This is a genomic window from Croceibacterium segetis, assembly GCF_011320115.1.
Classification (GTDB): domain Bacteria; phylum Pseudomonadota; class Alphaproteobacteria; order Sphingomonadales; family Sphingomonadaceae; genus Croceibacterium_B; species Croceibacterium_B segetis.
On sequence record NZ_JAANOZ010000001.1, the window covers coordinates 183,523 to 196,175 of the forward strand.

At 67.0% G+C, this 12,653-nt stretch carries 13 protein-coding genes; 9 read left to right on the plus strand and 4 right to left on the minus strand.

The window, feature by feature from the left end:
- Positions 1 to 70 precede the first annotated feature (70 nt).
- The 3 genes from G7B69_RS00910 (at position 71) to G7B69_RS00920 (ending at position 2,239) form a co-directional block, all read left to right on the plus strand.
- Positions 71 to 583, plus strand: coding sequence for a TrmB family transcriptional regulator (locus tag G7B69_RS00910; protein WP_166175121.1), 513 nt, complete (start codon positions 71 to 73; stop codon positions 581 to 583).
- A 58-nt stretch (positions 584 to 641) separates the two neighbouring features.
- Entirely contained in the window at positions 642 to 1,433 is a 792-nt protein-coding gene (locus tag G7B69_RS00915) for a LysR substrate-binding domain-containing protein (RefSeq protein ID WP_166175123.1), read from the plus strand.
- A gap of 143 nt (positions 1,434 to 1,576) precedes the next feature.
- Positions 1,577 to 2,239, plus strand: coding sequence for a murein L,D-transpeptidase catalytic domain family protein (locus G7B69_RS00920; protein WP_166175125.1), 663 nt, complete (start codon positions 1,577 to 1,579; stop codon positions 2,237 to 2,239).
- Position 2,240: 1 nt separating this feature from the next.
- On the opposite strand, the gene G7B69_RS00925 is transcribed toward G7B69_RS00920, so the two are convergent.
- From G7B69_RS00925 to G7B69_RS00940, 4 genes are all read right to left on the minus strand, one after another.
- Positions 2,241 to 3,539, minus strand: coding sequence for a hypothetical protein (locus tag G7B69_RS00925; protein ID WP_166175127.1), 1,299 nt, complete (start codon positions 3,537 to 3,539; stop codon positions 2,241 to 2,243).
- 181 nt (positions 3,540 to 3,720) lie between these two features.
- Positions 3,721 to 4,488, minus strand: coding sequence for a hypothetical protein (locus G7B69_RS00930; protein WP_166175129.1), 768 nt, complete (start codon positions 4,486 to 4,488; stop codon positions 3,721 to 3,723).
- A gap of 107 nt (positions 4,489 to 4,595) precedes the next feature.
- Positions 4,596 to 5,207 (minus strand): hypothetical protein, encoded by a 612-nt coding sequence (locus G7B69_RS00935; protein WP_166175131.1) that lies wholly within the window; start codon positions 5,205 to 5,207, stop codon positions 4,596 to 4,598.
- A gap of 84 nt (positions 5,208 to 5,291) precedes the next feature.
- Entirely contained in the window at positions 5,292 to 6,314 is a 1,023-nt protein-coding gene (locus G7B69_RS00940; RefSeq protein ID WP_166175133.1) for a sensor histidine kinase, read from the minus strand.
- 431 nt (positions 6,315 to 6,745) lie between these two features.
- Between G7B69_RS00940 and rpsL the strand changes: the two genes are divergently transcribed.
- From rpsL to rplC, 6 genes are all read left to right on the plus strand, one after another.
- Positions 6,746 to 7,117 carry a 30S ribosomal protein S12 gene (gene rpsL, locus G7B69_RS00945; protein WP_166175135.1) on the plus strand — a complete coding sequence of 124 codons (372 nt, stop codon included), beginning with the start codon at positions 6,746 to 6,748 and terminating at the stop codon, positions 7,115 to 7,117.
- 68 nt (positions 7,118 to 7,185) lie between these two features.
- A complete protein-coding gene (gene rpsG / locus G7B69_RS00950) occupies positions 7,186 to 7,656 on the plus strand; it encodes a 30S ribosomal protein S7 (protein WP_166175137.1) in 471 nt (156 codons plus the stop codon).
- 69 nt (positions 7,657 to 7,725) lie between these two features.
- Positions 7,726 to 9,819: an elongation factor G gene (fusA, locus tag G7B69_RS00955; RefSeq protein ID WP_166175139.1), complete on the plus strand. Its 2,094-nt coding sequence runs from the start codon at positions 7,726 to 7,728 to the stop codon at positions 9,817 to 9,819.
- Between the two features lie 92 nt (positions 9,820 to 9,911).
- Positions 9,912 to 11,102 (plus strand): elongation factor Tu, encoded by a 1,191-nt coding sequence (tuf, locus tag G7B69_RS00960; protein WP_166175141.1) that lies wholly within the window; start codon positions 9,912 to 9,914, stop codon positions 11,100 to 11,102.
- A gap of 156 nt (positions 11,103 to 11,258) precedes the next feature.
- Positions 11,259 to 11,570: a 30S ribosomal protein S10 gene (gene rpsJ / locus G7B69_RS00965; RefSeq protein ID WP_034905023.1), complete on the plus strand. Its 312-nt coding sequence runs from the start codon at positions 11,259 to 11,261 to the stop codon at positions 11,568 to 11,570.
- A 183-nt stretch (positions 11,571 to 11,753) separates the two neighbouring features.
- Positions 11,754 to 12,650 carry a 50S ribosomal protein L3 gene (gene rplC, locus G7B69_RS00970; protein WP_166175474.1) on the plus strand — a complete coding sequence of 299 codons (897 nt, stop codon included), beginning with the start codon at positions 11,754 to 11,756 and terminating at the stop codon, positions 12,648 to 12,650.
- Positions 12,651 to 12,653: the final 3 nt, after the last annotated feature.

The following is a 12,653-nucleotide window of genomic DNA, read 5'->3' on the forward strand; positions in this document are numbered from 1 at the left end:
CGACTAAGGCGCGCGTCCGCCCTGCCACGGCCACTCGCCGGCACGGACGAAATTACAGCTCGAGGAATCGATGGTCAAAAATGCGCTCCCCAGCGCCGGCGATGTCCGCGCGCTTGCTCATCACTTGTTGTCCTGGGCCGAGCATCTGGCGGCCGGGCCACACCTCAACCGCGTCCTCGCCGATGCCGACCGGCATGAACTGGTCCTGGCGCTGGCGACGGCCGCGCGGGCGATCACCCGCCTCAGGGTGCGGATCTTTCCCGACGTCGGCTTCGCCAATCCGGCGTGGGCGATCATGCTCGAAATCTTCATCCGCGAAGCCAATGGCTATCGCGTCTCGCTCGACCAGCTCACCGCCGAAGACGATCTGCCGCAGCTCACCGCCTATCGCTGTCTCAACCTCCTGATCGACAAGGGCCTCATCGAACGCAGCGAGGGCAAGACCCACAACGACGACGTGTGGCTGTCCCTGACCTTGCCGGGAAAACGAAAGATGATGGAGTTGCTGCTCGAATCCGCTGAATACGCCCGCCGCCGCTGTGGCGAGGCGGACAGCGCAGTGCAGACGCTGCATTCGCGCTGACCCGCCTGGCGGCTGCGCCATTGCCAGTTCCCGGCCGGGACCTTAGAGCGCTCCGGCCATGAAGCGCACGCATCTGCCTCTCAACGCCTTGCGCGTGTTCGACGCCGCCGCGCGGCACTTGTCGTTTACGCGCGCCGCCGACGAGCTGGCGGTGACCCCGGCGGCGGTCGGGCAGCAGATCCGCGCGCTTGAGGACGTGCTCGGGGTGGTGCTGTTCCGCCGCACCAGCAAGGGGCTCGAGCTGACCGACGAGGCCGAGGCCGGGCTCGACCCGCTGCGGGAGGGCTTCCTGCGCTTCGAGGAAGCGGTGCAGGCGATGCAGGCGGGGCAATCGAGCCACTTCTACACCATCGCCGCCCCGCGCGAGTTCTACGCCCAGTGGCTCGCCGCCCGGCTCGCCGCGTTCCGCCGCGAGCACCCCGAGGTGCGCTACCAGCTGATCGGCGGCGAGGAGGTCGATTTCACCGAAGCCAACCTCGACGTCGCCGTGCGCCTGGTCGAAGGGCCGGACGATCTCGAAGGCGTCCAGCTCGCCCCGGCCCAGCGCGTGGTCGTCGCCGCCGAGGGCGCGCCCGATGAATGGGTCGCCTGGCCGGGAGCGCCGCTCCCCGAAGGCGTCGAGCCGGCGCTGCAGGTCGGCAACGCCGGGCAGGCGCTGGCCAGCGCGCTCGCCGGGCTCGGCAAGGCGATGCTGCCGCTGCTCCTGTGCGAGGAAGCGCTCGAATCCGGCCGGCTCAAGGTGCTCGAAGGCCCCGAGGAAGGCCGCCGCGCCTACTGGCTGATCGCCCCGCGCCCGCAATGGCGGCAGAAGAAGGTCAAGGCGCTGGTCGAGTTCCTCGCCGGCGAATGAACCCGCCGCGCGGCTAGGTTCCTCCGTTCACCCCGGCCGCCCAACGGCCTGTCTCTTTTACAGGTAATATTAAGCCCCGTTGCTATATTGGGCAAAGTCAACAGGGGCCGGACGGGGCCTCGCCCACAACATACAGGGTCACCATGATTCTCAACCGACGGCATTTCGTCGCCGCCGCCGCTGCTATGACCGTGAGCGCCTCCAGCGCTCTGCTCGGCCGCTCGACGCCGCTCGCACGCCGCACCCCCTCTCCGTTGCTGCCGCCGCAAGTCCCGGCCGCCGTTCGCGCCGCCGACGAACCGCCGCTGCTGGCCGAGGCGCGCGCCGCGCTCGATGCGCACGCGCCCTATCTCGGCCGGCGCGACAAGATCGGCCTGGTCGACTTCTCGCTCGCCTCGCGGGAGCGGCGCTTCTACCTCGTCGACCTCGAGGGCGGGCAGATCGAGCACATGTGGCTGGTCGCCCACGGCAAGGGCTCGGATCTCACCAACACCGGCTATGTCCAGCGCTTCTCGAACGAGCCCGGCTCGAACGCCAGCTCGCGCGGGTCGTACGTCACCGCGACGCCTTACTACGGCAAGCACGGCCGCTCGCAGCGCCTGATCGGGCTCGATCCCGACAACAGCGCCGCGCTCGACCGGGCGATCGTCATCCACGGGGCGAGCTACGTCGACCCGGCGATGATCGACGCGCGGGGCCGCATCGGCCGCAGCTTCGGCTGCTTCGCGGTCGAGGACTGCGAAGTGAACCGGGTGATGGGCGCGCTCGGCGAAGGGCGCCTGCTCTACGCCGGCAAGAGCGCCTGAGTTAACCCTCGCTCTTGGCCGCCGGCGGCGGCGCCGGCGGGCGCGCTCCCGGAGGCGGGCCGGGCCGGTCGTTGGCCGCCGGATCGTAATCGAACTGCTGGGCGAAGCGGCTGCGCGAATCGTCGGCGCCGGTCTCGGGCTTGCGCGTGCCGGCGGCGATCTGCGCCCGCTCGGCGCGCGACGACTTGATGTAGCCGCTGACCTGCACGTCGCCTTCGAAGCAGGCGTATTCGAAGAACTGGTAGCTGTCGTCGCGGGCCCATTCGAAGCGCGCGGTCCACGGGCGGGTGAAGACCATCGGGTCGTCGTAGGTGATCTGGTAGTCCATCGTGTCGGGGCCGACCATGGTCAGCCGCTCGACCGTGTGGGCCTTGACGCTGGTCGGGATGGTGTTGAACGGCGGCACGTTCTGCGTCGCCATGTTGAGCGGGGAGGCGGCGCGCTTCTGGATGTCGTAAGTCACCCCGTCGCCGCTCTTGATGTTGCTCGTCTCGATGACGAAGGTCTTGCCTTCCCAGTGCCCGCGGCCGTTGCCCATCCACGCCTCGACCTGGCCCGGCCAGGGCTTGGCGTTGCCGATCGGGATGATCCGCGTGCCGAGCATCTCCAGGCTGACGACCATGTAGCCGGGCGACTGGAAGATGCGGATGCCGTTGTTGTAGCGGAAGGGGAACATCGACGCCGGGAAGCCGCGGGAAACGCAGCGGTCCCAGCTGTCGAAGTCGGCCGGCGAATCGTAGGCCTGGCCGGGCACCCAGCTCGAGCGGCCGTTCTTCCACAGCTCCTCCGCCCACGGGGTGAGCGGCGGCAGCTGGCCGTCGGCCGGGTCGATCAGCATCGAGGTGCGGTGGCCGAACTCGGTGCTGGTGACCCAGTTGGCGAGGCCCTGCGTCCCCCCGGCATTCAGGCCCGAGCCCTCGTTCGAAAACTGCGAGTCCGAGCGCTGGGCGTTGGTCTGGCGGATCTTGAACTCCTCGGGCGTGAGGTAGAACCGGTTGGCCCACTTGGGCGAGCGCTGGAACAGGATCCGCGCGGCGTTGAGGTTCTCGATCTGCCAGGTATGCGCGAAGTTGTAGTCGCCCCACGAAGTTTTCGGCGGGGTGTAGGTGGTGTCGACCGGCTGCAGCTTGCCGAGATCGGCCGGGGTCTTCCATTCCTTCGCCGTCACCGGGGCGAGCGGCTTGGCCGGCGGCGGACCCTGTTGCGCATCGAGACCGCCCGCCGGAACGAGCATCATCGCCGCGGCGGCGAGCGCGGAAGCGGTCACGGCAAGGCGAGTGGAAATGGTGCGACGCGTCATGGCAGGCCCCTCTGTTAAGCTGTGTTCTTTTGCCGCAGCCTAGGCCCAATTTGACTTTGTCTCAATCTTTGATTTCGCCTCAGGCGCCGGCGCCGGGGATGTGCTTGCAGCACAGCTTCGCTTCCCGCCCGGCTTGGCTTTCCTCGCATGAGCTCGGGCGGCCGGTCGGCCTTGCGGCCGGCTAGTCGCCGGCCGGATCCTCCGCTTCCTCACCCTCCGCTTCGGGAGAAAGCGGCCGCGCGCGTGCTTGCTCCTGGCGCGCCTCGCCAGCGGTCTCCTCCTCCGCCGCCATCTCGGCGAACAGCGCCTCGTTGGCGAGCCGCCGCTGGCGCATGCCTTCGAGGAAGCGGTCGATCGATTCGAGCACTTCCTCCTCGCTCTCCTCCTCCTCGGCGCGGTAGCGGGCGACCGCCTCGGCGGCGATGCGCTCGTAGACCGGGTGCCCGGGCTTGAGCGCGCGCCAGTCGGGCGCATAGCGCTCGCCGCGGCGGTTGCGCAGGAAGAACATCACCAGCGCCTCGTTGAAGCGCGTCTCGTAGCCCATCACCTTGCCGCCCGAGACGACCATCCGCTCCTCCCCCTCGATCGCCCGGGCGAGCGCGCTGTCCTCGAGCCGCATGACCCCGCGGTCGATCGCCGCGTCCCACGCCGCGCGGAACTCCTCGGCGCCGGGCCTCTGGCGCAGCTTGTAGAGCGCCTCCATCGAAGCGCCGATGCTGCGCGCCGCCTGGGTGACGATGCCGCACTCGGCGAGACTGGCGACGAACGCCCGCTGCCGCGCCGGCCCGATCGAATTGCGCCGCGCCGCCTTGTGCGGGACGGGGCGGAAGCCGAGCAGGGGATCGCCCGGATCGAGCGGCTCGTGGCGATAGGCCATGTAGGACGTGCCCTGCCGCGCAATGGCGCGGGTGCAGGCGGGCGGGCGGGGCGTGTTGGATTCGTCTGACATGACCATGGCTGGCACAAGCAAGCGCTTGTAGGAAAGTTCTTTGTTTGTTCCCGGACCATTTTGTTGGATATGGCAATTGCGTGATTTGGGCTGCGACCAGCAGGACCTCAAGTCCCCGGCTCAACCTCCGGCTCCGGCGCCGGCACCGGCACCGGCCCCTCAGGCTCCGGCGGCAACGGCACATCCTCGTACACCCCCGTCTCCGCCTGCCTTGCGGCTTCCTCCAGGTCGGCGAGGTACTGGCGCTTGCTCTTCTCGAAGTGGAGCACGCTGAGGTAGCAGCTCACCGCCGCGCCCTTGAGGCCCCAGTGGGCGAACAGGGTGTCGCAGTGGTGGCCGTGGTCGACCACCACTTCGGTGGTGCCGCCGGCGAGCCATTGCGCCGCGCTCAGGCGGATTTCCATCACCGGCCCGACCTCGCCTTCGCCGTGATCCTTCCAGAAGTAGAGGTGCTGGCCGCGCAGCACGACTTCGCAGGCGAGCTGGCCCGCCGCGCTGGTCGTGCTTTCGAGCGCGAACCACAGCTTGCACGAGTGCTCGACGGCGATGAAGCTGGCGGCGGCGATCTTCGGCTGCGGCGCGGCCTGGGGCAGGGCGATCTCGCCGGTGGCCGAACCGCCGACGCGGCCGGGCGTGCCGGCCAGCTCGACATTGCCGATCGGGAACTTCGGGTCGTTGCCGGGCCAGTAGGTGAATCCGGGGTGGTCGTAGTCGGGCATGGCAAGGCTCTCCCCTCGCGCGCGACCGACGGCCCTATATCACAAGGTAACGGTCGGCCGCACGGGTCAATGCCTTCGGCAACCCTAAACCGCCCGCACCACCGCCACCTTCATCCCCGGCGCGCAGTCGGTCCGTTCGACCGTGGCGCCGAGCTGCATCGCCAGGGCGTCGACGATGCCGGTGCCGAGGCCCGGCTTTATCGGCGCGGCGCTGGCCGGGATGCCGATGCCGTTGTCGGTCACGGTGAGCGCGAAGCCGGTGCCGAGCGCGCGGTATTCGACCGCGATCTCGCCCGGCTGGTTGCGATCGGGGAAGGCGTGCTTGAGCGCGTTGATCACCAGCTCGGTGACGATCAGGCCGAGGCTCGTCGCCACGTTGGCGGTGACCTCGCTCTTGTCGCCGCCGGCGTGCAGGGCGATGCGCCCGTCGTCGTCGATCATCGAGGCGCCGATGCTGTCGCACAGGCCGGTGAAATAGGGATCGAGCGGCACCTTGTCGTCGCTCGCCACGGCGAGCTGCTTCTGCAGGGTGGCGATCGACAGCACCCGGTTGTGGGCGTTGCGCAAGTGCACGCGGGTCTCTTCCGACTGCACCCGGCGGGCGCTCTGCATCAGCACGCTGGCGATGATCTGCAGGCTGTTGGCGACGCGGTGCTGCAGTTCCTGCAGCAGGACCTGCTTTTCCCTGATCAGTTCGTCCTTGAGGCGCAGCTCGTGCCGCGCCGTGGTGACGTCGGTGGCGGTGAGCACGACCAGCGGGGCTTCCTGGTCGTAATCCAGCCGGTGGGCGTTGAGCACGATGCAGGCGTCGGGCAGGCCGGCGCGGACGAGGTCGATCTCGTAGGCGTCGACCGCGGCGGTGCCGGCGAAGGAGGTCTTGAGCAGCGAGCGCAGCCGCGGCACGTTCCATTCGCCCTGGCCGAGCTGCGCCAGCGAGCGGCCGGCCATGTCGCGCGGCCGCAGGCCGAAGGCGGTGCAGAAGGAATCGCTGGCGCCGACGACTTTCGATGCGGCGTCGAGCAGCAGCACCGGCGCGCGCGAGGCGTGGATCAGCGCCAGCGCGAGGCTTTCGGCGGGGTTCGAACGCGTGATACGGGCTTCGAGCATGCTGGGCGCCTTGGGTGGCCGCCGGGCCCGCGAGAGCGCAGGGCAATCCGGTGTGGGGTGGAAAGCGGGGGAGCGTCAGCCTGTTTGCCGCGAGCGTCCCACGGCCTTCATACACGTCCCCGGGTGAATCGCGGCACGATTTCGAAACTCGGCGTTTCCACGAGTGTGGTTGACCGCCCGGGCAAACTCGCATAGGGGCCGCCGCGTCCGGGCAGTCAGGGTGACCAACCAAGCCTGTACCGGATACTTATAGAGCTGAACATTGGCGGCTCAGCGCCCTCAGGGGGGCGGTCGTCAAAGTAACCCGGCACCAGGCCGGGTGGAGCGTTTCAGGCTCGTGCGATCATCGCCTTTCGGCCCATCGGCCGCGGCGCGCACGTTCCTTTTTCCCTTCACCCGCTGTTTGACGCCAAACCAGGTGAAGAGAATTTATGCCGACGATCAACCAGCTGGTCCGCAAGGGCCGCGAGCCGCAGAAGGCCAAGAGCAAGGTTCCTGCGATGGAGCAGAACCCGCAGAAGCGCGGCGTCTGCACCCGCGTCTACACGACGACCCCGAAGAAGCCGAACTCGGCGCTGCGCAAGGTGGCCAAGATCCGCCTGACCAACGGGCGCGAGGTCATCAGCTACATCCCCGGCGAGGGGCACAACCTGCAGGAGCACTCGGTGGTGCTGATCCGCGGCGGCCGCGTGCGCGACCTTCCCGGCGTGCGCTACCACGTGCTGCGCGGCGTGCTCGACACGCAGGGCGTCAAGGATCGCCGCCAGAGCCGCTCCAAGTACGGGGCCAAGCGGCCGAAATAAGCCGCCCGCTGGTTTTGCCCGGCCGCGAGCGCCTGATCGCAGCGGCCCGAAGATAAGGAATTCATCCGATGTCACGTCGTCGTCGTCCCGAGAAGCGGGAAATCCTGCCCGATCCCAAGTTCGGGGATCAGGTGCTCTCCAAGTTCATGAACAACCTGATGCTCGACGGGAAGAAGTCCGTCGCCGAGAGCATCGTCTACGGTGCGCTCGAAACGGTCGAGAGCAAGGCCAAGGCCGATCCGATCGCGCTGTTCCACGATGCCCTCAACAACGTGAAGCCGCAGGTCGAGGTCCGTTCGCGGCGCGTCGGCGGGGCCACCTACCAGGTGCCGGTCGAGGTCCGTCCGGAACGCGCCCAGGCGCTCGCCATCCGCTGGCTGATCACCGCCGCCCGCGGGCGTGCCGAGACGACCATGGCCGCGCGCCTCTCGGGCGAGCTGCTCGACGCCGCCAACAACCGCGGCAACGCGGTCAAGAAGCGCGAAGACACCCACCGCATGGCCGACGCCAACAGGGCGTTCAGCCACTACCGCTGGTAACTTTCGTAACTACATAGGCCCCGGCCGGGCGGCGCAAGCCCCGGCCTCTGCCTCACTAAGGATTGAATCATGGCCCGCGAATATCCGCTGGAGCGTTATCGCAATATCGGCATCATGGCGCACATCGATGCCGGCAAGACGACGACCACCGAGCGCATCCTTTACTACACCGGCAAGTCCTACAAGATCGGCGAAGTCCACGACGGCGCCGCGACGATGGACTGGATGGAGCAGGAGCAGGAGCGCGGGATCACCATCACCTCCGCCGCCACGACCACCTTCTGGGAGGCCGAGGACGGCAAGGGTCCCAAGCACCGCATCAACATCATCGACACCCCCGGCCACGTCGACTTCACCATCGAAGTCGAGCGGTCCTTGCGCGTCCTCGACGGCGCCGTCGCGGTGTTCGACGGCGTCGCCGGCGTAGAACCCCAGTCCGAAACCGTCTGGCGCCAGGCCGACAAGTACAAAGTGCCGAGAATGTGCTTCATTAATAAGTTGGACCGCACCGGGGCCGACTTTTATTATTGCGTGCAGTCGATCATCGATCGCCTCGGTGCGGTGCCGCTCGTGCTGTACCTGCCGATCGGCGCCGAGGGCGGCCTCAAGGGCGTGGTCGACCTGGTCAACAATCGCGGCATCGTCTGGCAGGACGAAAGCCTTGGCGCGAAGTTCGACTATGTCGAAATCCCCGCCGACATGGCCGACAAGGCCGCCGACTATCGCCACCAGCTGATCGAAACGGTCGTCGAGCAAGACGACGACGTCATGGAAGCCTACCTCGACGGCAACGAGCCCGACGCCGCCACGCTCAAGCGGCTGATCCGCAAGGGCACGCTGGCGCAGGTGTTCGTGCCGGTGACTTGCGGCTCGGCGTTCAAGAACAAGGGCGTCCAGCCGCTGCTCGACGCGGTGGTCGACTACATGCCGAGCCCGCTCGACATTCCGCCGATCAAGGGCATCAACCCCGACAACGACCAGGAAGACACGCGTCCGGCCGACGACAACGCGCCGTTTGCGGCGCTGGCGTTCAAGATCATGAACGACCCGTTCGTCGGCTCGCTGACCTTCACCCGCATCTATTCGGGCAAGCTGTCGAAGGGCACCTACCTGAACTCGGTCAAGGACAAGAAGGAAAAGATCGGCCGCATGCTGCTGATGCATGCCAACAGCCGCGAGGACATCGATGAGGCCTTCGCCGGCGACATCGTCGCGCTGGCCGGCCTCAAGGAGACCACCACCGGCGACACGCTGTGCGATCCGGCCAAGCCGATCATCCTCGAGCGGATGGAATTCCCCGAACCGGTGATCGAGCTGTCGGTCGAGCCGAAGACCAAGGCCGACCAGGAGAAGATGGGCATCGCCCTCAGCCGCCTCGCGGCCGAGGATCCGTCGTTCCGCGTTTCCTCCGACCATGAATCAGGCCAGACGATCATCAAGGGTATGGGCGAGCTCCACCTCGACATCCTGGTCGATCGCATGAAGCGCGAGTTCAAGGTCGAGGCCAACGTCGGCGCACCGCAGGTGGCCTACCGCGAAAGCCTCGCCCGTCCGGTCGAGCTGACCTACACCCACAAGAAGCAGTCGGGCGGCTCGGGCCAGTTCGGCGAGGTCAAGATCGCCCTCAAGCCGGGCGAGCGCGGATCGGGCATCGTCTTCCTCGACGAGATCAAGGGCGGCAACATCCCGCGCGAATACATCCCGTCGGTCGAGAAGGGCATGCGCGAGACGGCCGAGACCGGGTCGCTGATCGGCTTCCCGATCATCGACTTCGAGATCCGCCTGATCGACGGCAAGTACCACGACGTCGACTCCTCGGCGCTGGCGTTCGAGATCGCCGGCCGCGGCGCGATGCGCGAAGCGGCCCAGAAGGCAGGCATCAAGCTGCTCGAGCCGATCATGAAGGTCGAGGTGGTGACACCGGAAGACTTCATGGGCGACGTCATCGGCGACCTGAACTCCCGTCGCGGACAGATCCAGGGCACCGACACGCGCGGCAACGCCCAGGTGGTGGAGGCCTTCGTGCCGCTCGCCAACATGTTCGGCTACGTCAACGAACTGCGCTCGTTCAGCCAGGGCCGCGCCCAATATACGATGCAGTTCAGCCACTACGACGAAGTGCCCGCGAACGTGGCCGCGGAGGTCAAGGAGAAGCTTGCCTAAGGCAGGCTGAGCGTCTAGGGGCGGCGCCTGATTCAGCGGGTGCCCCTCCAACACCGCACAAGATCAAATCACAGACAGAGGTTACGGATAACATGGCCAAGGCAAAATTCGAGCGGAACAAGCCGCACTGCAACATCGGCACCATCGGTCACGTCGATCACGGCAAGACCACGCTGACGGCCGCGATCACCAAGGTGATGGCTGCCGAACACGGCGGCACCGCGGTCGATTTCGCCAACATCGACAAGGCTCCGGAAGAGCGCGAGCGCGGGATCACCATCTCGACCGCTCACGTCGAGTATGAGACCAATGCGCGCCACTACGCGCACGTCGATTGCCCGGGTCACGCCGACTACGTGAAGAACATGATCACCGGTGCGGCGCAGATGGACGGCGCGATCTTGGTGGTGAACGCCGCCGACGGCCCGATGCCGCAGACCCGTGAGCACATCCTGCTCGCCCGTCAGGTCGGCGTGCCGGCGCTGGTCGTGTACATGAACAAGGTCGACCAGGTTGACGACGAGGAAATCCTCGAGCTGGTCGAGCTCGAAGTGCGCGAGCTGCTCAGCTCGTACGACTTCGACGGCGACAACATTCCGATCATCAAGGGCTCGGCGCTGGCCGCGCTCGAAGGCCGCAACCCCGAGATCGGCGAAAACTCGATCAAGGAGCTGATGGACGCGGTCGACGCGCACATCCCGCAGCCCGATCGCCCGGTCGACAAGCCGTTCCTGATGCCGATCGAAGACGTGTTCTCGATTTCCGGCCGCGGCACCGTCGTTACCGGCCGTGTCGAGTCCGGCATCGTCAACGTTGGCGATGAAGTCGAGATCGTCGGCATCAAGGACACGCAGAAGACCGTCGTCACCGGCGTCGAGATGTTCCGCAAGCTGCTCGATCGTGGCGAAGCGGGCGACAACATCGGCGCCCTGATCCGCGGCGTGGCGCGTGAAGCTGTCGAGCGTGGCCAGGTCCTTGCCAAGCCCGGTTCGGTCAACCCGCACACCGAGTTCAACGCCGAAGTCTACGTGCTGTCGAAGGACGAAGGTGGCCGTCACACGCCGTTCTTCGCCAACTACCGCCCGCAGTTCTACTTCCGCACCACCGACGTGACCGGCGAAGTCGTCCTTCCTGAGGGCACCGAGATGGTCATGCCGGGCGACAACGTCACGATCGGCGTCAAGCTGATTGCGCCGATCGCGATGGACGAAGGCCTGCGCTTCGCGATCCGCGAAGGCGGCCGCACCGTCGGTTCGGGGGTTGTCAGCAAGATCACCAAGTAATATAGGCCCGCTCGCCGGCGGGGATTCGTCTCCGCCGGCCGGGATTATCGAGGGACCGCCTCACAGCCGGGAATACCGGCGGGCAGGGCGGTCTCTTGTTTTTTTGGATGGTCTCTGACGGGATTGTCCGTGGCTCTTTCGCATCGGTAGTAGGACATGGAAGCTCAGAATATCCGTATTCGCCTGAAGGCCTTCGATCACCGCGTGCTCGACCAGGCGACTGGCGAGATCGCGGACACCGCGCGCCGCACCGGCGCGCTGATCCGGGGCCCCATTCCTCTCCCGACGCGCATCGAGAAGTTCACCGTGAACCGCGGCCCGCACATCGACAAGAAGTCGCGCGAGCAGTTCGAGGTGCGCACCTACAAGCGGTTGCTCGACATCGTGCAGCCGAACGCCCAGACGGTCGACGCGCTGATGAAGCTCGATCTCGCCGCGGGTGTGAACGTCGAGATTAAGCTCGCTTAATCCGGCGATCCCGGCCATGGCCGGGTGACGACATCGGGATACCGCCGGCACTCTGCCGGGCCGCGTCCCCCGTCTCGTTCCTGCTCCGGCGGGAACACTCAGCCCGGACGGGGCGACGCACGAAAATTTGGGCTGACACGCACCCGGGAATGGTCCCGTGTGCCTCTGTGAAGGAGCATGATCATGCGCACTGGCGTGATCGCGAAGAAAGTCGGGATGACCCGCCTGTTCCAGGAGGACGGCCGCCACGTGCCGGTCACCGTCCTGGCGCTGGAAAATTGCCAGGTGGTTTCGCATCGCACCGCCGACCGTGACGGTTACGTCGCGGTCCAGGTCGGCGCAGGCGAGGCCAAGCAGAAGAACGTCGCCAAGCCGCAGCGCGAGCACTTCGCCAAGGCCCAGGTGCCGCTCAAGCAGAAAGTCGCCGAATTTCGCCTCGACAGCGAGGACGCGCTTCTCCCGGTCGGCGCGACGATCAGCGCCGAGCATTTCGTCGCCGGCCAGATGGTCGATGTCTCGGGTCACACCCAGGGCAAGGGCTTCCAGGGCGGCATGAAGCGCTGGGGTTTCGGAGGCCTGCGCGCCACGCACGGCGTTTCGCTGTCGCACCGTTCGCTCGGTTCGACCGGTCAGCGTCAGGATCCAGGCAAAGTCTTCAAGAACAAGAAGATGGCTGGCCACATGGGCGATAAGCAGCGCACCCAGCAGAATCTCGAGATCGTCCGCACGGACGCCGACCGCGGTTTGCTGTTCGTCAAGGGCTCGGTCCCGGGCGCGAAGAACGGCTGGCTGCTGGTTCGCGACGCGGTCAAGCTGCCGATGCCGGAAGGCGCGCCGTTCCCTGGCGCCATTCTCGACAAGAAGGGCGCTCATGTGCCCGAGCACGAAGAAGCGCCCGCCGGCATGGTCGAACCGGCCGCCGAGCACGAAGTCCACGACGAGGTTTCGCCCGAGCGGCAGGCCGAGCTGCTCCACGAGCAGCATGCCGGCGCCGGCGACGACACGACCCCCGCCGTGGGCCAGGAAAACACCGAAGCCGAGGGCAACGCGCCCGACGCCGACGAAAACAAGGAGGGCTGATCC

What these genes read in the sequence shown, in the direction of transcription:
- G7B69_RS00910 (WP_166175121.1), top strand. Translation starts at nt 71, where the DNA reads ATGGTCAAAAATGCGCTCCCCAGCGCCGGCGATGTCCGCGCGCTTGCT.
- G7B69_RS00915 (WP_166175123.1), top strand. Translation starts at nt 642, where the DNA reads ATGAAGCGCACGCATCTGCCTCTCAACGCCTTGCGCGTGTTCGACGCC.
- G7B69_RS00920 (WP_166175125.1), top strand. Translation starts at nt 1,577, where the DNA reads ATGATTCTCAACCGACGGCATTTCGTCGCCGCCGCCGCTGCTATGACC.
- G7B69_RS00925 (WP_166175127.1), bottom strand. Translation starts at nt 3,539, where the DNA reads ATGACGCGTCGCACCATTTCCACTCGCCTTGCCGTGACCGCTTCCGCG.
- G7B69_RS00930 (WP_166175129.1), bottom strand. Translation starts at nt 4,488, where the DNA reads ATGTCAGACGAATCCAACACGCCCCGCCCGCCCGCCTGCACCCGCGCC.
- G7B69_RS00935 (WP_166175131.1), bottom strand. Translation starts at nt 5,207, where the DNA reads ATGCCCGACTACGACCACCCCGGATTCACCTACTGGCCCGGCAACGAC.
- G7B69_RS00940 (WP_166175133.1), bottom strand. Translation starts at nt 6,314, where the DNA reads ATGCTCGAAGCCCGTATCACGCGTTCGAACCCCGCCGAAAGCCTCGCG.
- rpsL (WP_166175135.1), top strand. Translation starts at nt 6,746, where the DNA reads ATGCCGACGATCAACCAGCTGGTCCGCAAGGGCCGCGAGCCGCAGAAG.
- rpsG (WP_166175137.1), top strand. Translation starts at nt 7,186, where the DNA reads ATGTCACGTCGTCGTCGTCCCGAGAAGCGGGAAATCCTGCCCGATCCC.
- fusA (WP_166175139.1), top strand. Translation starts at nt 7,726, where the DNA reads ATGGCCCGCGAATATCCGCTGGAGCGTTATCGCAATATCGGCATCATG.
- tuf (WP_166175141.1), top strand. Translation starts at nt 9,912, where the DNA reads ATGGCCAAGGCAAAATTCGAGCGGAACAAGCCGCACTGCAACATCGGC.
- rpsJ (WP_034905023.1), top strand. Translation starts at nt 11,259, where the DNA reads ATGGAAGCTCAGAATATCCGTATTCGCCTGAAGGCCTTCGATCACCGC.
- rplC (WP_166175474.1), top strand. Translation starts at nt 11,754, where the DNA reads ATGCGCACTGGCGTGATCGCGAAGAAAGTCGGGATGACCCGCCTGTTC.